Source organism: Thermoplasmatales archaeon (genome assembly GCA_026127925.1).
Taxonomy (GTDB): domain Archaea; phylum Thermoplasmatota; class Thermoplasmata; order Thermoplasmatales; family Thermoplasmataceae; genus JAKAYB01.
This window is the reverse complement of sequence record JAJSLM010000002.1, coordinates 202,519-224,202: the sequence shown is the minus strand read 5'-3', so window position 1 is coordinate 224,202 and position 21,684 is coordinate 202,519. Positions and strand designations below refer to the sequence as shown.

The following is a 21,684-nucleotide window of genomic DNA, read 5'->3' as shown; positions in this document are numbered from 1 at the left end:
ACTGAAGGAACATCCTTTCAAATTAATGCCTCATTGCTTTCTCTAATTTTCGTATACGCATCATTAAACTTCTGAACTGCTCCAGTGTTAACTGTTGCGCACTGTCGCTCATTGCGTTTTTCGGATCTGGATGCACTTCAATAAGAAGCATATTCGCTCCAGCAGCCACAGCCGCGAGTGCGAGTGGTATTACGAGATCTTGCTGCCCTGCTGCGTGACTAGGATCGACACAAATTGGGAGATGGGATTCCCTCCTAAGAACAGGGACGGCCCCAATGTCCATCGTAAATCTGGTCGCATCTTCGAATGTTCTAATACCGCGCTCACATAGAACAACTGAGCTGTTTCCTCCCTTCATAATATATTCTGCCGATCCAAGAAGTTCATTCAAAGTATTGCCCATTCCCCTTTTAAGAAGTACAGGCTTATCAATTTCACCTAGCTTGCTTAACAATGTAAAATTCTGGGCATTTCTAGAGCCCACTTGTAGCATGTCCACATCTGCAAATAAGGGCAACTGTGAACTGTCCATTATTTCTGATACAATTGGAATTCCGGCCGCTTCCTTGGCTTTAAGGAGTTCTTTAAGCCCTTTTTCGCCATAGCCGAGAAATGAGTAGGGGCTCGTCCTCGGTTTAAACGCACCTCCTCGAATCAAATTCGCACCAGCCTTTTTTAGTTCAACCGCAAAATCTGCAAGACCTTCGAAATCTATTGAACAGGGCCCTGCAGCAACTTGGACATCGTAAGATCCTATCGAGGAATTTCCAACCTGTACTACGGTATCGTTCTTCTTCGACACTCTATGTGACAAAAATTCATGTCCACCAGCCAGGTTATTCGTGGGCTCTAGCAGATCAATAGAACTTTCGGAACTTAAGACAGCCATGGAATTCACTTCAAATCTACTAACTTCTTTGGATCTATTTTTGGAAGTTTCTCCAGAGAGTTGCGGGTCCGCGCCGATTGACTTAATTTATTATTCTCTTTTACTGCGTTTCGTATTTTACCTTTGTCATTCATCAGTTTTGTATATGCTGTTAGTATATTTGCCATGTTACATGCTTTCATATAGCACGGTATGCTATACTCCTATTTTAAAATTTGTAGGCTAAGAGTCACCTTGTCAAGAAAAAGATGATAATAAGATGTGAGAATTGGACGGGTACTGTTCCTCACATCCCTGTATGCTGAAAGTGTGGTTGTTCAGCGTGGGAGACGAAACGCCCCTAAACTAAGGATAATACGATTCCGGGAAGATTTCACCTCGGATATTCAAATAAATAAACTTCCTGCCAAAGCCGTAAAAACCCCATCGTGTTGGATATTTCAAGGTGTATGCTTAATAGGTTATTCGATATCAATGTCAAGTTCTGGCCATTGTTATCTGGACTCAATTTTGGGCAGACAGCAAGAGGGGCAATGCTTTCCTTTTACTGAATCGTAGCCGAGAGAGAGCACAATGCTACGTCTAACCGCGTTATTGGTCATGCATTACGATTTCTCGTAGAGATCCAAAAGTCCTATTACTGAAGGATCGTTATCCACTTACCTCAAGTCATCGCTTCGTACTTCCGGATTATTCCTACAGTGAAAACTTTCATTTGTAGCTATTCATACTAGACGGCTCATTGCTGATTTTCTAGATGCTTGTCGTTAAAATAATTTCCATACTATTGGCCCATTGACCTGTAAATCTTTCACAGACCTTGAAACATATACTGCAGTGATCGTGACGACAGGTGTTGTGAGTTTATGCGTTCCTGATAAAAGAACTTCGCAATTTCTACGTTTGAATCTAAATTATAGCTTTATGGCACTTCTCTGTTAACGTAAATACGGGTTTAAACAAATCCTTTACTGAACAGAGCTGCGCTAAGGAATCTGACAGGGTGTGCAAATTCTATTTTAGGGTCTTTTTACTTGACTCAAGCAGCTGTTCACTGTTACCAGCCACAAAGCTTCGCCGATACTAATTTTTTCCTATCTGGGTGGAAAGCCCCCCGGATTTAAAGATCACCAGCATTAAAGAACCGCTAGCAGATCGATCAAAATCGGTTCGATATGTTTTTAAAATGACTACACATTGCGACAGGATGATTGATGTAAAATCCTTACGCAACAACCCCAAGGTCTATTACGAATCCTGCAAGGCAAGGGGCTTTGACACCGGAGTTCTGGACAGATTTTTTGACCTTGACGTAGAATGGAGGGAAAATTTGAAGCTGATTAACGACCAGAAGCATCAGAAAAATTTGCTCAGCCTTAGAATTGCGGATCTATCAAAAAAGGGGGAGGAAACAGAAGTCCTAAAAAACTCTGTAAGGGGGATTAATTCAAGAATCGGAGAGCTTGAAAACAAGCAGAAAGAGATAGAGGACGAAAGAGACAAACTTGCAAGACAGATACCAAATCTTATTGATGAAAGCGTCCCGACATGCAAAGGGGACGAGAACAGCGTACTTGTCAGTGTAAATGGAACAGCAAAAGTCTATCGTGATGATTTGCATGAATTCAGGAAAGCTAGCGGAGACCGCGGTGATTACATACTTATTGAGAATAAACCGAGGAGTCACGTCGACCTCGCACTCGAACTCGGTCTTGTTGATCTGGAGAGGGGAGCAAAGGTTTCTGGTGCCAGATTCTATTATCTTAGAAACAGACTTGTGAAGCTTGAGCAGGCCCTTATAAGTTACGCAATGGACTTTCTTTCAGAGAGAGGCTTTGATGTTGTCGAACCGCCATTCATGCTGAATTTCAAGGCGTACGAGGGAGCCACGGATATTGAGACTTTCAAGGAAATGCTTTATAAGATGGATGGAGAGGATCTATATCTCATAGGAACCGCAGAACATCCTTTAGCGGCACTTTACATGGATGAAATACTTGACCCCGATCAACTTCCGATCAGGATGGCAGGAGTCTCGCCTTGCTTTCGAAGGGAAGCTGGTGCCCATGGAAAGGACACAAAGGGTATATTCAGGGTTCACCAGTTTTTCAAGGTAGAGCAATTTGTCTTCTGCAAGCCCGAACACTCATCTGGATTCTTTGATGAAATCCTCGGAAATGCAGAACAACTGTTCAGGAACCTTGGTTTGCCATACCGTGTAATAAACATATGCTCTGAAGATCTTGGAAGTCTGGCAGCAAAGAAGTATGATATTGAGGTATGGTTCCCTTCACAGGGTAAATACAGGGAAGTTGTATCAGCCTCAAATGACACGGATTACCAGGCAAGATCGCTTAACATAAGGTACAGGACCTCAGAGGGGAACAAGGTTCCGCATACCTTAAACAGCACTGCCATAGCAAGCACCAGAACTATTGTCGCAATAATTGAGAATTATCAGGACGAAGATGGTGAAGGATTTTCAATCCCGGAAGTACTTGTTCCATACACGGGATTCGATCACGTAGAAAAATAGCTATTTCATTCTTTCAGCATACGCCATCTTTGCAGATGTGGCAGAAAACTTCTTCCATCGATCAAGGAAAGGAAGCTCCTCCTCCACAACCTGATCCATTACATTGAGATAGAAGAGAACCCCGAGAGTGGCTGTGTCCCCGTCCCTTACTGCACTAATAAGATCTCTCGCGGAATTTGTACAGTCTCCACCAGAAAACACCCCAGGAATAGAGGTCATTCCATGCTCGTTCACTATCGGCTGTCCCTGTGGTGTCAGCCTCAACTTTCGTACCAGATCCTCTTCCATGAAAGAGTAGTCTGTTTCCTGTCCCGTCGCTTCTATAACATAGTCTACATCCATCTCAAGAACTTTATCCTTCTTCGGCACTGGCTTCGCGCGGCCACCCTTTTCAATGAGCATTTCATTCTGCCAGTAACGAAGCTTGACTGCCCTATCTCCTTCCTTGACATATTCAAAAGGCGTAACCTCCCAGACATACTCTACCTTTTCCTCAACACCTTCGTCCATCTCCTCATCAGCGTTTAGTGAGGGATACCCGGGCCTATCGACGTCCCTTCTCCTATACAATATCTTAACGTTTGTTGCGCCAAGGCGTATGGACGTCCTTGCCGAATCGCTTGCAGTAAAGCCACCGCCTATGATCACGACATTTTTACCAACGTCAATATGCTCTTCAAAACTGGCTCTCCTTAAGAATTCAGTTGCGTGAACAACGTTCTTTGCGTCGCTTCCGGGAGTACCTGTCATATGCGGTTTTTGGTTGCCTACGCCAATAAAAACAGCATCGTATGTATTCAACAAGTCAGAGAATTTTATGTCCTTTCCGACTTCAGTTCCGAGTCTAACGTCAACGCCCTGTGAGACTATGAATCCAATTTCCTTGTCGAGAACCTCCTGGGGCAGACGGTATCTTGGAATTGCAGTTTTCATGAATCCTCCAAGTGTTGGATATTTCTCAAAAAGTGTTATCTTTATGCCCTGGATTGTCAGATAATAGGCAAGGGTGAGACCAGCCGGACCACCCCCTATAACCGCTACTTTCTTGCCGATAAATTTCCTCCTTGGAACGGAAAGTACCGGAGCATAGTCATCAAACTCGTCGGCCGCATACCGCTTTAGATGTCTGATAGCTATAGGCCCACCTGTGTCGTACATGACACATATGTCCTCACAAAGATGTGTACACACACGCCCAATTATTGCTGGAAAAGGAAGGTTCTCAAAAATAATCCTGACTGTCTGGGCTGGATCACCAACAGCGGTGCTTCTTATATATCCGGCTATATCAAGACTTGCCGGACAAGCTTGTGTGCATATGTTGCATCCAAGGCATCTGTTGGCTTCAGCAACAGCTTCTTTGTCACTGTAGCCAAGCATAGGTTCCAAGGTAAAACTCTTCATCCTATCTTCAGGCAATGATGAACGAATTTTAACCCTCTCAAAATTAAGCATAATAAATTCTGTTGTTCATCGTACACGGAATAATAAATATTTAGCAGTTTATGGGTTAACAATGCATTAAAATATCGAGAAGATCAGGGTGGCTTAATATTTACAAGAAGATGAAGAACAAATATTGCGAATATGAGATTGAAAAGTACGATTGCTGACAGAACTATGTAAAGTTTATTTCTTACCCAAACAAACGCAACTATTGCGGTTACGACAACAGAGACGGGAGTGAATACCAACACCCAAAGGCCGAGAGATATAAAGTATATTCCGTCCAGATGGTAGAGGCCAGAAGGTAATGTTGAAAGGTTTAGTATAGCTGAATTTATGTGCAATTTTACGTTGTAGCTGGAAATTTCTGAAAGAGTATATCCCATGCCCCCATCTTTTATGAATAGAAGCGTCATTCCAATAAGGATCAGAGCTATGCTTGTCATTACGCCAGTTTTAAGTATGTAACTGGAGACTGTATCCTGATCAAACGGTTCCTTTTCGTTCCTCATGCTTTTGCTCCTTTAAGTGGTATACATACAATGAAAAGATCATTGCAATAGAAACTATGATAGAAATTATGAATTGATCCGTCAATGCAATATGTATTATTGCATCGAGATAAAGGCCTTTTAGCAGCATTTCAACTCCTAAAAATGAAAGGATCGCAAAGAAGATCCATCTAACATCTTTATTCGTCATCCTGACGAGCAGCTTTGCCCCAATGAACGCTCCAACCAGTACACCGATTGCAGTTCCAGCAACAATGAAAAACTGTATCCACCCATAATACCAGTACATTGCACTGCTTGTTGCTGCAGTGATTCCGATCATGAAGTTGCTAGTTGTTGTTGTAACTTTCATAGGTAGATTCATTGCCCAGTCCATCCCAAGAACCTTAAGTGCACCACTCCCAATGCCAAGAAGTCCAGAAACAACTCCTGCAAAAAACATGATTATTTCCGCTAGCCACCATCTGACACCGTGATAGTCCACTCTTTTCTTAAGGCGTGCATCGTGGTAGGATCCGGCAAGCTGAAAGAGCCTAGTTGTCCAATCCGGAGCTCGATCAGGCGGTGTTTCGTACTTTCCTCGTGTTATCGTAGGTATAAGGGAACCGAGCAGCACTATGCCAAAAATAATATAGATCAGGAATTCAAGCGCATGTGAATAGATTATATAAGCGGTGATGGAACCGACAATTGCACCGGTAGTTGTCGCAACTTCCAGTCCAACCCCTATTTTTATATTTGAAATATGGTGCTTTGTGTATCCACTCCCGCTTCCTGCTGATGTGGCTATGGTTGATACCAGGCTTGCTCCTGTAGCATACACTATAGGGATCCCATAGAAAAGCGAGAGTAGAGGCACCAATACTGTCCCGCCGCCAAGACCGGAAAGCGATCCGATAATCCCGGCAAATATTCCACCTCCAACTATTTCGAGGAATTTTATGAGTACCAGGATATCAGACATGTGAAGGGGATCGAATCATTCTATAAATGAATATTCTAGGGTTGACGACCCCGAACTTTTCGCCGACCTTTTTGAACGCTAACGACTTTTTGAAATTTTTTTCCTTTTAGCAAAACCAAATGAGTGCATTGAGGGAGTATTATTATGCGACATCAAAATTAATTGCAGTCCTTTTTGCAATGTACCATAATATATTAACCACTCAGGTTATCTTATCGTATTGCATACTTTATGTTGTGATAAAAATGCAGAAGGGTGAAAATAAAGAAGAAGTGGACAAGGGTCTTGAGAATGCTGAGATAGAATGGACGAGACTTACGACGATAGACGGGGAGAAAGGCGTTTTACTTTATGGCGGTTATTCCGTTGATGATATAATTGACAGCGGAGCTTCCGTTGAAGAAATACAGTACTTATTTCTTTACGGTGAATTGCCTAACAAACACGATCTTCAAACCTTTAAGGAGAACATTGAAAAGGGGTATAAGTTACCAGATTATGTTGTAGACATAATAAGGAAACTACCAAGACAATCTGACGCAGTTGCTATGCAGATGGCCGCATTTGCTTCGATCGCGGCTGCAGAAACGGGATTTAAATGGAATAAAGAGACTGACCGGGAAGTTGCTGCAAATATCATAGGAAAAATGTCCGCAATTACTGTTAATGTCTACAGACATATCATGGGTTTACCACCAGCAATGCCAGAGCATTCCGATAGTTTTGCACGAAGTTTTCTGAAGGCTACCTTTGGAAAGGAGCCCTCTAGAGAAGAGCTTGACGCTATGAATACCGCATTAATACTTTACACGGATCATGAGGTACCTGCGTCTACGACTGCGGGACTCGTTACGGTTTCAACTCTTTCTGATATGTATTCCGGTGTTACATCAGCATTATCAGCGCTTAAAGGTCCACTCCATGGTGGGGCGGCAGAGGCATCAATTGCTCAGTTCAAGGAGATTGGCTCTGAATCAAACGTTGAGAACTGGTTCAATGAAAACATAGTTAGCGGAAAAAAGAGACTTATGGGATTTGGGCATCGTGTATACAAGACCTATGATCCGCGGGCAAAAATATTCAAGAGATACGCAGAAAAGCTCGTAAAAAACAGCAAGGAAGCGAGCAATCTCTTTAAGGTAGCTACCAAACTTGAAGAGCTTGGAATAAACAAATATGGAACAAAGAAGATCTACCCTAATACCGATTACTTCTCCGGGATAGTTTACCTATCAATGGGTTTCCCGTTGCAGAACAACATATATACCGCGCTCTTTGCTTTATCCAGAGTAACCGGGTGGACTGCTCACTTTATAGAATACGATGAGGAAGAGGAAAGACTCATAAGGCCGCGGGCAGTATACGTAGGCAAAGGAATTCAAAAATTTACTCGAATAAACGAGAGATAAATAATTTGAGTTAATTTTTTCTAAATTTTTTTTATAATTTTTTTGATCAAGTTGTATGTTCGATATCGAAATTTCTAATTTTTAAGAGTCTAAAAATGAATGAATAGAAAAATTAACAGAATGGGCTGATTGCGCCGAAAACTAACGGCACATAAAGTTATAAATAACATAACAGAATACTTTATATTATGACATTAAACTTATCAGAACTTCGATTCGGAGATGAACTTCTTAAAAGAGGTTTTGCCAAGATGACAAAGGGCGGCGTGATTATGGATGTCACAACAGCCGAACAGGCGGTCATTGCTGAGAAGGCCGGAGCCGTTTCTGTCATGGCGCTTGAACGTGTTCCGTCCGATATACGTGCTGCAGGCGGAGTTGCAAGAATGGCAGATCCCGAGAAAATAAAGGAAATAATGAATGCAGTATCAATACCAGTCATGGCGAAAGTCAGAATTGGACACCTTTCTGAGGGTCTGGTTCTTCAACAGCTCGGTGTTGACATGCTTGATGAGAGCGAAGTCTTAACCCCAGCCGATCCGTTTTTCCACATCTACAAGAAAGATCTGACAATCCCAGTTGTATGCGGGGCCAGGTCTATTCAGGAAGCCGTGCGAAGAATCCTTGAAGGAGCTGCAATGATAAGAACCAAGGGTGAGGCTGGAACAGGCAACATCATTGAGGCTGTGAGGCACATCAGGATGGTGAACGAGGGCATAAAGATCATTAAGACACTCAGCAATGAGGAATTTATTAAAGCCGCGAGGAATATTGCATTGTCCTACAGTATATTGAGACATAACGTATCTAAGGATCTATTTGGCACCGAAGATTATCTTGGAGAATTTGATCTATACTCCGGACTTTCATTTGAGACGATAGAAAAGGAAGCGGTCAGGGTCTTAAAGGACATTAAAAGGCTGGATCGGCTTCCGGTAGTTAATTTTGCTGCGGGTGGAGTTGCAACTCCTTCGGATGGGGCCCTCATGATGAAATTGGGCACTGACGGTGTTTTTGTTGGAAGCGGGATATTCAAGTCGAAGGATCCGGAGAAAATGGCCAGGGCTGTTGTTGAGGCTGTGGAAAACTATGAAGACTACAAACTTATAGGAGATGTTTCATCGAACCTTGTTGGGATGCCTGGCATTGAGATCGAGAACATACCGCCAGAACAAAAGCTCCAGGAAAGGGGATGGTAAGTAATATTTACAGTAGATAACATAGGTATATCAATAGCAATTCTTCTGATCTTCTTCGTAATCTCTCGTGCATTCAACGTATTTGATTTTAGGGGCAGCATAGCTGCGCTGGTCGTTGGTTTTGTTGTCTCTGTTTTTGGATCTTACCGATGGCTGATTTTGTTGCTGATCTTCGCTACCGGCTCCTTCATTGCCACACGAGCCTACTTTAACAGGAAATCAAAAATTAATGCCCAGGAAGGAAAGAAGGGTGAGCGAGGGATATACAATGTTGTCTACGCTGGTATGATAGGCCTCTTTGTTGCATTTCTCAATGGCACAACATTTCTTGCAAACCTTGGGTATTTCCATTATTTTACATTGTTCGCGGTATCACTTGCTGTTGTAAATTCTGATACATTTGCCTCCGAAATTGGAGTGCTCGATAATAAAGTCCGTATGATCACGAATCTCAAACCAACAAAAGCCGGCATAAACGGAGGGGTCTCGTTGCTGGGTGAAATGGCAGCTCTTTGTGGAGCACTCGTTATTGGTATTTCTTACGGCATCCTGTCCACACATGGTTTCGTTATATCACAGGTTCTCATAATTACAGCTTTTGGATTCCTTGGATGCCAGATTGATAGTATTCTCGGAGCAGTATTCGAGAATAAAGGCAAGCTATCGAAGGGAATGGTCAATTTCCTTTCTGCATTTGTCATAGTTATTATGGTAGTTCCGGTAATTTACTTTTTTGGCATATGATCGATCAGTTCTTTCGCTGCAGATAGTCCGGAACTTTTATTTCCCCTGGCTCCCAGTCCTGAAGTAACCCGTTGTTATAATCGTTGTATGCGCTGAGGTCAAGAAGGCCGTGCCCGCAGTTGTTAAAGATTATGACTTTCGATTCGCCGCTTCTCTTGCATCTTATTGCTTCATCAATTGCATACGTCAGGCCATGAGCTGATTCCGGTGCAGTGAATATTCCTTCTGTTTGCGCGAATAATTTTGCAGATTCGAAAACTCGCGTCTGTCCGTAGGACACGGATCGAACGTATCCTTCGTTGATAAGAAGAGAAAGGCTCGGTGCTTTCCCATGGTATCTGAGGCCTCCGGCATGTATTGGTGGATTGGCAAATTCGTGTCCGGTTGTATACATCTTCACAAGCGGTGTCCTCTCTGCCGTATCCGCATAGTCATAAGTATATTGCCCACGTGTAGTAGATGGTACAGCAGATGATTCTACGGCAACAAAATCTGTTATCTTCTCACCGTGGATCTGATCCTTCAGGAACGGATAAATGAAACCAGAGTAATTAGAGCCGCCTCCTATTGCACCTGTCATTACATCAGGTTCTATATCGAGAAGCTCAAGCTGTTTCTTCACTTCCTGCCCTATTACCGTCTGGTGAGCAAGTGCGTAATTGAACGACGAAGCCAAAAGATATCTCGCGTTTTCATTGCTAAGAACATCTTCTACCGCCTCGCTTATTGCTATCCCAAGGGAACCAGGATGTTCACTGTTTTCCGATAGTAGTTTCCTACCAAAGGCCGTGTTGTTGCTCGGGGATTCAAGGACCTCTGAACCGTAAGTCTGCATCATGATTTTCCTCCCTGGTTTCTGAATGGAACTCACACGGACCATATATATCCTGGATCTTAAGCCGAAAAAAGCGCACGACATTGAGAGGGCCGATCCCCACTGACCTGCGCCTGTTTCGGATACTGCAAGATCTATACCCTGTTTCTTAGCAAAATAAGCCTGTGGTAAAGCAGTATTGGGCTTCATGCTTCCAACAGGTGTTACATGCTCGCCTTTGTAGAATATCTTTGCCGGTGTGTGCAGGTATTCCTCAAGTCTTTTTGCCCTGAATAATGGCGTGGGCCTGGGCAGTCGACGATAAGCATCAAGCACATCTTCAGGTATATCAAACCACCTTTCCTCAGAGAACTGTTGCCTTACCACTTCTTTGGGAAAAAGCCGTTCCATCTGTGACCTCTTAACGGGTTCCTTTGTTACGGGATCAAGCATGGGATCAAGCTTTCGCGGAAGATCTGGTATTATGTTATACCATTGCCTGGGCATATCTTCCGGATCAAGGGATACCCCGTAATCGATATCGCAAAATCCACTTGGCAAATCAATCACCCTCGTTCAACTCGCTTTTACTTTCTTCTCTTATTCCAAATTCCATTCTCTTTTCCTCCTTTTCTCTTTCAAGCTCGATAGGATCTACAAGCGATGCTGTGATCCTGTATTCCCTCTGAGGGAACCATAGCATGAATACCACAAAGAATATAGCCGCAACAGCACTCCATGCAATAGCCACACTGAATACAGACGACATGTATCCGATCACCAACGGAAGCAAGAATGCTCCTCCACCAGTACCGAAACCCTCGAAGTAAGCTGCAGCGGCTCCCACGAGCAGGACACCATACCTGTCACCCAAAAGTGCAAATATTGGTCCAGCTATGAGAAACGGCGCGCCCGTGGAGATCGTAACTAAATAGATTACGAATAAAGGCAATGGATGTATGATCGTTGTTACTACAACGGCGCTCATGGATATGAATGCAGCTGCAAGACCTATTTTAACAAACAGAACTCTTTTCCTGTATGTATCACTGAGATAGCCGAAGATAAGGATCAGCAAACCCTGAACGATGCCCCAGACAGTCCCTATTATAGCGATCTGGGATATCGGAACTCTCTGTATAACCGGAAGGACCTGCTGTAGATATATTCCGGAGATTATGTTTGCACCACCTATGACCACGAGCCCGGAGAATATGGCAAGCAACATCCATCTTTGCTTGAACAGAGCCTTGGCCGTCCCTAGAAACTTAATATTCTTTGTTGGTGAAACATCACCCCATTCAATCAGCGGGAGACCGACCATTGGGCCAAACGGCTTGGCCATGAAATATGCCAGAACACCAGCGATTATGCCAATGATACCGACAATTTCTGCCCACATTGTCCATGAACTCATAGTAGCAACCGTTATCCCCATCAGAAGATCGATAGATATGGCCCAACTGTATATGGCCACAAATATGCTTATGTACTTCGATCTTTTTTCAATAGGAAACCATAGCTGTACGGTCTTAACTATTCCAGACCATGCTGCACCGTTGAAAACCCCTTCGATAATGCGGTATATTATCATTTCCTGAAATCCCGTGGAATACCTGAAAAGAAATGTTGAGAGACCTGCAATGATGAGCCCTATCGTAACTATCCTGTTAGGCCAATACTTGTCGTTAAGATGGCCCCATAAGAAATTCGTCAGGATGAACGCTGCACCGAAAGACGATATAAGCAGGCTAATCTGTATTGTTCCGAGATTAAACTGGGACCCGACAAAGGAATCAACAGATGGGAGCCAATACCAGATTAGGGCGTACGCAAATGAGGCGATTATACTCCATAGTACGATTACTTTTTGATGCCTGGAAAGAATCCTCCTTTCTAGTTGCGTAAGTTGCGTGTACGATTTCGTTTCTGATCCAGAGAATGCGGTGTGTGGATCACCATTCTTCATCTCAGGACCTCCTCCATTTGAAATGTTCTAGGAACCGTGTTCAAGATGTTAGGGTTGCTGTAATTGCTAAAGATGTGTGTACAATAATGATATCGTAAATGCATCAATGTCATTTAATCTACATTCAATCATCCCATTTAAATTTTACTCAATAATCCACCAGGTTCTTTAAGCAATAGTTCAAAGAAATGATAGAGGCTTAAGAAAAACAGTAAATATCAATTGCTTAGGCTGAGTCTCATGTCAACGAGGTCTGCAGTGGAGGACGCCTCTGCGGCACCATTGAAAATTAATAACTTATGCCAGAATAATGCCACATGATTAAAAAACTGCCCGAAGGAATTTTTGGTATAAAATCGAGACTAAATTTTGAAGAAACAGTTGAATTCCTTTTAAAAAATCTGGAAGATAATGGATTTAGAGTTTTTACTGTAATTGACCACGCTTCAGCTGCATCTAATGTTGGTATCAAACTGAGACCAACGACCGTTATAATATTTGGAAATCCTTCTGGAGGCACACTGCTCATGAGCCGATCTGAAACTATAGGTATAGATCTTCCAAGCAAGGTACTTGTGAGAGAGACTTCAACAGGGGTCTCTGTGTACTTTAGCACTCTGGAATTTGTAACTCGAAGACATGGCATTATTGGTATGGATAATGATCCTCGCTCGTTCGATTCTAAAATTGAGGGGATTTTGAATCAGCTTCTGCAAGTTTAGCTGTAGAGAATGAAATAGTGCAGTGATGTGCAAATCTTTAGATCTGAGAACTTTGAGAGGAGGCGAATTGATAATCATATTCATTGTATTATTTTATTACCGATATCGCAGTAGCTTTAAGCTTGCGTTAGCATCGGGATGCAAATTTTACCGAAAATACAGAGCAAAGTATTTATTCAGATCACGAATCTAAGCTACTGGTAATTAAGATGACCAAATTTGTATTGGTATCAGATTCAACATTAAGTTATGAGTACAGGAATTTCCCGTTGTTGGATTTCTTGCCATGTGCACCATCAAAGGCAATTCCTTACAGAATTTATAGTTTTTTAAAAGGCCCTGCCCCACCCGCGATGCCGAATGGGGAACTTGTTTTCGCTCCATATGCGATTCGTAAACTTGAAGCTGCATTGTTGAGAAAATATGATAAGAAGGATATTGCAGTTGCTCATGAGGATTATCTGGAGAATTTTATAAAGGATGATACCGAGATAATTGGGGTTTCAACCATGGATCCTTTGGGAATAGGACCAACTACCATGTCGTATTACGCGCTATTTGGTGGGGAGATGATGGCGTGGGTAAGATGGGAATGGGATCATCTTATTGAAAAAATAAATAGGATTAGAGCTGGAAAAAAGGCCAAACTTGTTGTTGGTGGACCAGGAGTTTGGGAATTTACAGTCTTGAATGACGAGATTGAAAAATACCATTTTGACTACGTTGTACAGGGAGAAACGGATGATATCGCGGAGTACCTCTTCGATCAGATGAGCACAGGTGACATAGACAATAACATGTTCTACAGAGGATATATGACTTATGATGATCGCTTCAGAAAGATACTCCAAAAGGATGATCGATTCCTGGCAAGAGGGATCACAAAGTCTGCATATCCACGCCTTGAGGAAATCCCAGAAATCGTGAGACCTTCCATGAAGGGTATGGTTGAGGTAATGAGAGGGTGCGGAGTTGGATGCGATTTCTGTGAGGTTACACTTAGACCTCTGAGATATTCGTCTGTACAAACAGTTGTTAACGAGATAAAGGTAAATCAACAGGCTGGAATAACCAATGCCTGGCTTCATTCCGATGAGATTTTTGGTTACAAGCATGGTAACTTGTTTGCACCCAACGAGGAGGCTCTTTCAGAGCTTTTCACAGCTGTGATGGGTGTACCGGGAATAAAGACTTCCAACCCGACACATGGCAGGATATCAATACCGGTAGGCTACCCGGAAATGATGGAGAAGCTTTCTAAGATCCTTAAGACCGGCCCTTCAAACTGGATCGGCATTCAAACCGGCGTAGAGACCGGAAGCGATTCCCTCGCGAAAAGGCACATGCCGAATAAGACTCTGCCGCTGCGCATAGGACCGGACGGAACATGGGAGCAGATTGTCTGGCAAGGCGTTTTTGTGGAGACCGCCAACTACTGGAGACCGGCGTTCACAATTCAAGTCGGGCAAGAAGGGGAGACCACCGAAGATCTATGGGACACTGTAGCAATGGTCAACAGGCTAAGCAATTCGTATTCAACTGGAAGACCGTTTGAATTCACTGTTACCCCATTGGTAAACGTCCCGCTGGGTCGAATAAAGTCGAGGAACCTTAACAAGAATATGCTGACAGTGGACCAACTGGCAGTGTACTATGCTTCATACAGGCATCTTGCAAAAATGGCCAATAGGGATGGATATAGGGATACGCATGGCAATTTCATTTCTAGGGCAGGAACCGGAACGCTGATTTCTGGTGGCGGTATGCTGATGATGAAATTCATAGAACACCTTGCGAAAAAGTCGGGTGTGGATATTGAGAAGGTCAAAAGGTATGGTATCGAGAATAAGAAATCGTTCACCTCTCTGGCCTCGCTTAGCGGCGCGTAGACAAGAACGTGATTATCAAAAATCCGCAGCCGCTTGATTTCTCATATATTCCGCGTTCAATGCGTTTCAGGGAGTCCCAGATAGATCTGATAAAAAAGACTTCCATATTGCCGCTGCAAAACGGGAATTGCTCCACTGCTGTAATTTATGGAGATTCTGGTACCGGCAAGACTTCAACGGTAAAGTACCTAGCTAGGGAAGAACACGACGTGGAGATAGTCTATGAAAATGGACTCTCCTTCCCGACTATAAGGCAGTTGCTTTTGGACGTAGCTTCAAAATTCGGGAAGATTACTGCAGCATGGAACATGAGCTATGGTGAGATATTCGGAATACTTAATGGAGTAATCAATAACAAAGGCGCCGATATGTTAATAGTTGTGGATGAATGTGCAAATATAATAAGGCGTGACAGTGAAGGACTCTATAACCTTCTCAGGTCCAATGAATTATACGGTTCGAAAATATCGTCACTCCTTATATCGATGGAGGACCCGTCCATTTTTATGTCGGAGATTGATCGCAAATCACTTGGCGCCTTCTCTTCAATATACTTTAACAGGTATAATTTGGATGAGCTTGTAAGTATAGTTTCCGAGCGTGCCAGGCTCTCGATAAGGCAGGATGCGTTTGACGACGGTATCATGGGGTACATTGGCGAGATAGCTGCGCAATTCGGGAGCGCCAGAATTGCCATAGAACTGCTTCAGAAGTCAGCCTACATGTGCGAGTACAGGAATGGAAATGCACTCAGTTTTGATGATGTAAGAGCGGCTAAATCAATGATAAACCCGTTCGTTACGGAGAGCAAACTTGGAGAACTCGATCCAGAAGAACTCGTCGTTCTTCTTTCCGTATGTGGCTGCCTTAAATCAGGCCCGTATGCAGAAATGAGCTGCGTACTCAAGAACTCAAAGGTCATGGGGGAACAGTATGGTTTCAGCATTGCAGAATCTAAGACCTACAGAGTAGTATCAAAGTTGGAAAGCGTAGGGCTCATAGAAAGCAGAGTCGTTGGCAGGGGAGCGGGGAAAGGAGTTTCAAAATTATTGAGCGTGAACGACGTCCCGATATCCGTCCTGGCCTCCAAGATTACCAATTTGTTGAGCCGTTGATTATATTATACATATTATTATAAATATAATATATTTAATAAGAAGTTTTTAGAAAGTAAAATTGCATAAAATTATACATTTTAAACATTGTTAAATATGTATGTATAGATATCATATTCTATCCTGTATAAACCAGGATAATTATTGTTAATATTTATAAAAAAATACATTGTTTATTTAGAATAACAGATAGGCTTGTGCAGGATTTCGCTCAATCGTTTATAAAAATATTCATATATAATTAAGTGTTACACATATAATGGCTGAGAAAAAAACAAAGGCAAAGAAGACTGTTAAGAAGGCTGCACCAGCTGCCAGCAAGGCCACAAAAGCCCCAGCAAGCAAGACAGCAAAAGCTGCAACTTCAAGCAAAGCTGCAGTAAAGAGTGTAGCGGCTAAAAAGAAGAAAAAATAATTACTGAAAATTTTTGGGTAAATGGACTTGAAACCGCTCGTATAGTGGTTTACCCATTATTTTTTTATATCAATATATTATTTTTGTTTAGTATATTGAACTCTATCTTTTTACATACCGAGTCCATGAGGAAGTTTATTGGCTCAAATGCCCTTGATAATATTTGTTCATAGAATTTTATGTCTATATCGTCATAAATATTATCACCAAAATCGAATATATCCATTTTCTTATCTACAACTGCAGCCCTTACTGTTGACCCTGGCCAGATCTCGCGCCCTTTGCCTTCAACCTGCTTCAGGATGCGTTTCTGGATTGTATTGGACGCATAGTCTTCAAAGTGCTTTGTTATATGAAAATTGATATTATAGTAATTTCTCGGAAAAGAGCTCAGATTATTTTTATAATAGGTTTCCAAGTTCAGTATTTCCGTTCTCTTTTCGACTATTTCATCAACGGTCTTGCAATCACGCAGTATATTCAGCGCATCCATCTGGAATTTTATGGCCATGTAAGGCACATCGCTTCTCCGGGCTTCGATGCCCCTAACCTTGAAAGATCCATCATACCTGAGCCCCAGATACCTGTTGAGGGCACCTAATCCTGAACGGGAAGGCAGGAATGTAATCCATCGGTAATGCCCGTCTACAACTATTTTTATCCTTGTTTCGTGCTCTATATCTGCAATCAGGGATTCAATGTCTCCCTGGCCACTTAGCCAGAGGGAATCAACAATACCATGAATGATCTTAAAGTTCTGATCCTTTGCAAGGCTAATTGCGCGCATCAGTGCCCACCTGCCTATGGCAGTGATGGCCTCATGCATCTCTATTTTCCCGAATTTCGCATTCTTATAACCTGTATACCCAAAGGATGTCAGGAGCATCCATTTCAAGGCTACATCTCTTTTCTGATATATTGGATCTAAATTTTTTATTGCTTTGTAAAACAACCTGATTTCTAGGAGATTGCCAAGCGCGCTTGAGAGGAAACCCTTTCGATCGGTTGAGATATGGTATGGTGCATCAGGTACATGAAAACCTGATGAAAGGTTCATGGTTTCCGGAGAGAGATTATAGTTAACTATTATGCTGGGGTACATCGATGAAAAATCAATTTCGTAAACATCGCTGTAAACACCAGGTTCGGGCTGAAGAACCATTCCACCTTTGTCTGTTTCGTACAGGGTTTCAATGGTTTTCTCGTTCTCGTGATCGTCTTTATACAATGGTATCAGAATATTATGTTTTATGGCATATGCCTCTTCAAGGGATGAAACAGCTGTTCCGGTAGTAACCACGGAGGCCGTGGTTATCGGGAGACCTGAGATCCTTGATACTTCCATGAGCCCCGCCAATCCAGATTCGGAGTATACGAAAGAATCCGACGAGATGCATATTTTACCGGAGAGACTGACACGCGGATTCTTATAGTGGGTCTGGCCGTAGGATTCATAAGTTTGCGCAGAGAATGTTCTAATAAAAGGTAACTTAAACCCCAAACCATGTGTAATTTTAAGTAGGTTTTCAAACAGCTTATCGGTGTTGTCGTATATTATAATAACAGCACCATTTATTGCGTTTACCATATCTGTTAGCGATTTGGAACTTATTTTCTCTTCGGGCTTGCCGTTTATAGATATCGTTTCAGGCTTTCCATGCACCACGGACCCTGTTATTGATACTGCAGGTATATCGGGATCATAAGCGTATAAAGATTCTATGGAAAAGAATTGCCTGTCAGTTTCAGCCATGAATCTTAATGCAGGGTTTATATCGGCATTATACATGCTGTATTTTCTTCCAAAACCTATGGTCTCTATGGCGTGAATAAGATCCGGCATATTTGATGGATAGGCCTCAACCTTTAGGCCTCTAATCTTGCCATATACATTATTTCCAGAGGATTCGGAATACCTGAATCTGGACTGGTCGAGTTGCGAGGAGAGAAAGTCTAGATCGTATTCAACTCCATGAACGAATACCCATGATTTGTTTCTGTGATCCTTGAAGGTGAGATGCTTGCCATCCCACTCCCATAATCTTATCGCATCGGACCCAGTTGCATTTATTATGATTTTCATAGTTGCCATTTCCTACGTAAAATATATAACAAATTATTCTATTGAACGTATTATATTATTCCGTCTCCAGACTCTCCAAACGCTCCCTAATAACATGTATCTCCTTTTCCATTTCTATAAGAACGGAAAGTGCGAACGAGAATTCTGGGTCCAGGGAAGAATACGAGGCTTCATGAGCGTGCTTTCTGCCTTTCAGTATAAGTTTTGTCAACAACTCCATTTCATCTTTGTTCATCAGGTGGCCCATACGTTCTATCCGTGCAGAAAGTTCCTCTACAGACTGCCTCATTGTTGGTATCGTTCGGCCCATAAATTAAATCCCTCCTCTGATATTACTCGTTTACCAAAATAAAACTCGAAGATGCCTTTTTTTCCGACTATATTCATAAAAATTATGGCCCCTCGGTAGCTTTTTACTTTCAGTATGTCATATATGCTCTCAACAATGATCTTTTTCCAGGATTCTATGACGGGTGACGTAATCAGAATATAGCATGGCGAATCGTCCATGTCTATGAGTATTCTTTGCAGTTGATTTGATGTCAGTATTCTCTGTATTACCAGGTCCTTCCTTATAGAGCCCGTGTTCAACAATATTCCGTCAGATACAAGAAGACGCGGGTTTTCGTAATCCTGCGTCAATTCAAGGAACTGCCCAAGATTTTTGGTGTCGAAAGAACCAGTACGGAATATCCTTAAAGAGCCCTGCATTAAAGACCATAACATATCGATTGTATATTAGTCGGCAAGGCTCAGTTGAAAAATGTATGAAATGATTGAAAATACGCATTCTGTGTTTAATTTTCAATAATACGATAAAAATTACAGGCCGATCACTCTATTGGCGCTCTCAGCTGTATCTTTCCGTTGACCTTCTTTGAGTTTCTGAAGGCTGCATTCAGTATGACCGCAGATCTTATCACACCAAGGTGCGTCATGGCCTGCGGGAAATTACCGAGCTGTTCACCTGTTGTTATATCGATCTCCTCCGAAAAAAGCCCAAGATGGTTCGCGCGATCCATAAGAGAATCGAAAACGTCACGCGCCTCATTGATCTTCCCCATCTTTACCAAAACTTCGACGTACCAGAAAGATAGAAGAAGGAAAGCGTTGTCGTTCCCTTTGAGACCATCATCGTTCTTGTATCGCTTGAACAGATGATCGGTAATCCTCAGATCATTCTCTATTTTTCCTATAGTTCCCTGGATACGCCTATCTGTAATGGGAAGGAAATTTACAAGAGGTATACGCAGGAGGGCTGCATCTGTTTCGGAAGCCCCATAATACTGAACAAAAGAGTTAACGTCTTTGTTAAAGCCGTTCTTTAATACATCGACTTTGATTTCTTCAGCTATAGCCGTCCATTTTCTGTAAGGGCCCGATAAGTTCTCTCTCTTACCCATATCAATAGCATTCTGGAAAGCAGACCACGCAAGGACCTTGGAATAAACGTAATGTCTCGGCTCGCTACGGAATTCCCATATGCTTGAGTCTGGAAATGTCCACAGCTCTGAAAGCGTGTCCAGGGTATCGCCTACAAAATTCCAGAGAGATGACGAAATTATGCCTCCCACCTTGCTGAGTGCATCTATTGCGTTTATTATGGAAGCATATTGGTCGATCTGCAGCTGTTCTGATGCCTTGTTCCCGATCCTTACAGGCCTCGAGCCCGCATACCCATCATAATCAAGCTCTATCTCATCGACGTTGCTGTCGGGTGTAATAGGATATATCGTCCTTATTCTCCTTTCCCTCTCAATGGTGTCCATTATATCGTAAAGGAATCGTGTGGCCTCTCTCTTGTAGCCTATCTTGGCCAGAGCTTCGATAACATAAGCAGTATCGCGAATCCATGAATACCTGTAATCCCAATTCCGCTCACCACCGAGAACCTCCGGAAGGCTTGTGGTTGGAGCTGCGACCATGAGCCCTGTAGGCTCAAAAAACAGTCCTTTCAATATGAGGGCAGATCTGTTTACATCGTTACCATACAGGCCGTTATAGGTGCCCATGCTGCTCCATCTAAGCCAGTATTCTGTTGTTTCTTCAAGCCGCTGGAGAGATTTATAATCCTCAACCTTGTCAAGATGTGTAATCCCTTCAAGTACTATGGACCATAATGATGTGTGTCTTGGAACAAGCTTGTCCCCTACTATGAGATTGCCTTCCTGCCTCAGTGGCAATTCACTGACCATACCGACATTTGTACCATCCGAGCTATAAATGAATCCATTCTTGCGCTCTTCTATGGTAACTGCAGTTCTTCCAAAATTAATTGTTGGCCTGAATTCAAGATGCACTTTGACATCCGCAGACCTTGTTTCAACAAGCCTGTGTATTTCGGGAAACTTTATAGTAGAATATTCGGAAGTGGGTATAAAATCCGTGATCTTCATAACGGTTTTCCCGTTTGAAGTAAATTCGGTAATAAGTATATTCGTTAACTCCTTGTAATACTGGATAAACTCCAAATCTTCATATCCCTGTGGCCGTATAGTAAAATATCCGCCCTTATTCTTATCCAGGATCTGGTCGAATATCGGGGGTGAATTGAAATTCGGTAGGCATGCCCAGTCTATAGTCCCCTCGATACCGACTAATGCACCGGTTCGGTTGCTTGCTATAAAACCATGGTTCGCAATTTTAAGATAACCATCCACTTTCAGATCATTGTATTTACGTGTGACTTGGAAAGACATAGACGTACTTGACTGTCGGTATTAGCATGGTATTCTTAAAGTCATGCTGTGACACATACGCACATTCCATCGTGGAATTCTATATTTCTGCTTTGCCTCGCAATATTCTCCATTCCCTACCTTACTGACGAATTTCGATGAACCATTTATGTATCTAGCAAATTTCGACTCATAAATGTTGATTCTTAGAGCATGATCTTGTTCTCCTTGTAGACACCTCTGCCCACGAAAACTGAAATTAAACCCTCTCCTTGTTTATATACCTGGACTGCATTTGTT

18 protein-coding genes are annotated in these 21,684 nt (G+C 42.5%); 8 read left to right on the top strand and 10 right to left on the bottom strand.

Translation table 11 applies throughout. From position 1 onward, the window contains the following. Positions 1–22: 22 nt before the first annotated feature. Positions 23–889: a 3-deoxy-7-phosphoheptulonate synthase gene (aroF, locus tag LVQ96_03315; GenBank protein MCW6170179.1), complete on the bottom strand. Its 867-nt coding sequence runs from the start codon at positions 887–889 to the stop codon at positions 23–25. A gap of 1,207 nt (positions 890–2,096) precedes the next feature. Here aroF and serS point away from each other — a divergent pair. Beyond that, entirely contained in the window at positions 2,097–3,425 is a 1,329-nt protein-coding gene (serS, locus tag LVQ96_03310; protein ID MCW6170178.1) for a serine--tRNA ligase, read from the top strand. Here serS and LVQ96_03305 read toward each other — a convergent pair whose 3' ends face one another. The 3 genes from LVQ96_03305 to LVQ96_03295 all read right to left on the bottom strand — a co-directional run bounded on the left by LVQ96_03305 (position 3,426) and on the right by LVQ96_03295 (position 6,347). Further along, entirely contained in the window at positions 3,426–4,880 is a 1,455-nt protein-coding gene (locus tag LVQ96_03305) for an FAD-dependent oxidoreductase (protein ID MCW6170177.1), read from the bottom strand. A gap of 83 nt (positions 4,881–4,963) precedes the next feature. Continuing rightward, entirely contained in the window at positions 4,964–5,383 is a 420-nt protein-coding gene (locus LVQ96_03300; GenBank protein ID MCW6170176.1) for a DUF1634 domain-containing protein, read from the bottom strand. Then, entirely contained in the window at positions 5,358–6,347 is a 990-nt protein-coding gene (locus LVQ96_03295) for a sulfite exporter TauE/SafE family protein (GenBank protein ID MCW6170175.1), read from the bottom strand. Before LVQ96_03295 ends, LVQ96_03300 begins: the two co-directional genes overlap by 26 nt. Positions 6,348–6,592: 245 nt before the next feature. Here LVQ96_03295 and LVQ96_03290 point away from each other — a divergent pair, with 245 nt between their 5' ends. The 3 genes from LVQ96_03290 (at position 6,593) to LVQ96_03280 (ending at position 9,699) form a co-directional block, all read left to right on the top strand. After that, positions 6,593–7,756, top strand: coding sequence for a citrate synthase (locus LVQ96_03290; GenBank protein ID MCW6170174.1), 1,164 nt, complete (start codon positions 6,593–6,595; stop codon positions 7,754–7,756). A 188-nt stretch (positions 7,757–7,944) separates the two neighbouring features. After that, positions 7,945–8,955, top strand: a complete 1,011-nt coding sequence (gene pdxS / locus LVQ96_03285; protein ID MCW6170173.1) for a pyridoxal 5'-phosphate synthase lyase subunit PdxS — start codon at positions 7,945–7,947, stop codon at positions 8,953–8,955. Between the two features lie 21 nt (positions 8,956–8,976). Then, on the top strand, positions 8,977–9,699 hold the full coding sequence (locus LVQ96_03280) for a DUF92 domain-containing protein (GenBank protein MCW6170172.1): 723 nt from the start codon (positions 8,977–8,979) through the stop codon (positions 9,697–9,699). 4 nt (positions 9,700–9,703) lie between these two features. On the opposite strand, the gene LVQ96_03275 is transcribed toward LVQ96_03280, so the two are convergent. After that, positions 9,704–11,074, bottom strand: a complete 1,371-nt coding sequence (locus LVQ96_03275) for a TrpB-like pyridoxal phosphate-dependent enzyme (protein MCW6170171.1) — start codon at positions 11,072–11,074, stop codon at positions 9,704–9,706. A gap of 1 nt (position 11,075) precedes the next feature. Further along, positions 11,076–12,482, bottom strand: a complete 1,407-nt coding sequence (locus LVQ96_03270; GenBank protein MCW6170170.1) for an MFS transporter — start codon at positions 12,480–12,482, stop codon at positions 11,076–11,078. A 317-nt stretch (positions 12,483–12,799) separates the two neighbouring features. Here LVQ96_03270 and LVQ96_03265 point away from each other — a divergent pair, with 317 nt between their 5' ends. The 4 genes from LVQ96_03265 to LVQ96_03250 all read left to right on the top strand — a co-directional run bounded on the left by LVQ96_03265 (position 12,800) and on the right by LVQ96_03250 (position 16,623). Then, entirely contained in the window at positions 12,800–13,204 is a 405-nt protein-coding gene (locus LVQ96_03265; GenBank protein MCW6170169.1) for a DUF302 domain-containing protein, read from the top strand. A gap of 209 nt (positions 13,205–13,413) precedes the next feature. Next, complete coding sequence (locus LVQ96_03260) at positions 13,414–15,093, top strand: B12-binding domain-containing radical SAM protein (GenBank protein MCW6170168.1); 1,680 nt, start codon at positions 13,414–13,416, stop codon at positions 15,091–15,093. A gap of 8 nt (positions 15,094–15,101) precedes the next feature. Then, positions 15,102–16,208, top strand: a complete 1,107-nt coding sequence (locus LVQ96_03255; protein MCW6170167.1) for an orc1/cdc6 family replication initiation protein — start codon at positions 15,102–15,104, stop codon at positions 16,206–16,208. A 259-nt stretch (positions 16,209–16,467) separates the two neighbouring features. Next, the gene (locus LVQ96_03250; GenBank protein ID MCW6170166.1) at positions 16,468–16,623 is read left to right on the top strand and encodes a hypothetical protein; all 156 of its coding nucleotides are present in this window, start codon (positions 16,468–16,470) and stop codon (positions 16,621–16,623) included. 64 nt (positions 16,624–16,687) lie between these two features. Here the strand turns inward: LVQ96_03250 and LVQ96_03245 are convergent, their stop codons facing one another. The 4 genes from LVQ96_03245 to LVQ96_03230 all read right to left on the bottom strand — a co-directional run bounded on the left by LVQ96_03245 (position 16,688) and on the right by LVQ96_03230 (position 21,405). Continuing rightward, complete coding sequence (locus LVQ96_03245) at positions 16,688–18,706, bottom strand: type B DNA-directed DNA polymerase (protein MCW6170165.1); 2,019 nt, start codon at positions 18,704–18,706, stop codon at positions 16,688–16,690. 55 nt (positions 18,707–18,761) lie between these two features. Further along, on the bottom strand, positions 18,762–19,016 hold the full coding sequence (locus LVQ96_03240; GenBank protein ID MCW6170164.1) for a hypothetical protein: 255 nt from the start codon (positions 19,014–19,016) through the stop codon (positions 18,762–18,764). Beyond that, a complete protein-coding gene (locus LVQ96_03235; GenBank protein MCW6170163.1) occupies positions 18,992–19,417 on the bottom strand; it encodes a hypothetical protein in 426 nt (141 codons plus the stop codon). Before LVQ96_03235 ends, LVQ96_03240 begins: the two co-directional genes overlap by 25 nt. Before the next feature lie 122 nt (positions 19,418–19,539). Further along, positions 19,540–21,405: a glycoside hydrolase family 15 protein gene (locus LVQ96_03230; protein ID MCW6170162.1), complete on the bottom strand. Its 1,866-nt coding sequence runs from the start codon at positions 21,403–21,405 to the stop codon at positions 19,540–19,542. Between the last annotated feature and the right edge of the window lie 279 nt (positions 21,406–21,684).

What these genes read in the sequence shown, in the direction of transcription:
- aroF (MCW6170179.1), bottom strand. Translation starts at nt 889, where the DNA reads ATGGCTGTCTTAAGTTCCGAAAGTTCTATTGATCTGCTAGAGCCCACG.
- serS (MCW6170178.1), top strand. Translation starts at nt 2,097, where the DNA reads ATGATTGATGTAAAATCCTTACGCAACAACCCCAAGGTCTATTACGAA.
- LVQ96_03305 (MCW6170177.1), bottom strand. Translation starts at nt 4,880, where the DNA reads ATGCTTAATTTTGAGAGGGTTAAAATTCGTTCATCATTGCCTGAAGAT.
- LVQ96_03300 (MCW6170176.1), bottom strand. Translation starts at nt 5,383, where the DNA reads ATGAGGAACGAAAAGGAACCGTTTGATCAGGATACAGTCTCCAGTTAC.
- LVQ96_03295 (MCW6170175.1), bottom strand. Translation starts at nt 6,347, where the DNA reads ATGTCTGATATCCTGGTACTCATAAAATTCCTCGAAATAGTTGGAGGT.
- LVQ96_03290 (MCW6170174.1), top strand. Translation starts at nt 6,593, where the DNA reads ATGCAGAAGGGTGAAAATAAAGAAGAAGTGGACAAGGGTCTTGAGAAT.
- pdxS (MCW6170173.1), top strand. Translation starts at nt 7,945, where the DNA reads ATGACATTAAACTTATCAGAACTTCGATTCGGAGATGAACTTCTTAAA.
- LVQ96_03270 (MCW6170170.1), bottom strand. Translation starts at nt 12,482, where the DNA reads ATGAAGAATGGTGATCCACACACCGCATTCTCTGGATCAGAAACGAAA.
- LVQ96_03265 (MCW6170169.1), top strand. Translation starts at nt 12,800, where the DNA reads ATGATTAAAAAACTGCCCGAAGGAATTTTTGGTATAAAATCGAGACTA.
- LVQ96_03260 (MCW6170168.1), top strand. Translation starts at nt 13,414, where the DNA reads ATGACCAAATTTGTATTGGTATCAGATTCAACATTAAGTTATGAGTAC.
- LVQ96_03250 (MCW6170166.1), top strand. Translation starts at nt 16,468, where the DNA reads ATGGCTGAGAAAAAAACAAAGGCAAAGAAGACTGTTAAGAAGGCTGCA.
- LVQ96_03245 (MCW6170165.1), bottom strand. Translation starts at nt 18,706, where the DNA reads ATGAAAATCATAATAAATGCAACTGGGTCCGATGCGATAAGATTATGG.
- LVQ96_03240 (MCW6170164.1), bottom strand. Translation starts at nt 19,016, where the DNA reads ATGGGCCGAACGATACCAACAATGAGGCAGTCTGTAGAGGAACTTTCT.
- LVQ96_03235 (MCW6170163.1), bottom strand. Translation starts at nt 19,417, where the DNA reads ATGCAGGGCTCTTTAAGGATATTCCGTACTGGTTCTTTCGACACCAAA.
- LVQ96_03230 (MCW6170162.1), bottom strand. Translation starts at nt 21,405, where the DNA reads ATGTCTTTCCAAGTCACACGTAAATACAATGATCTGAAAGTGGATGGT.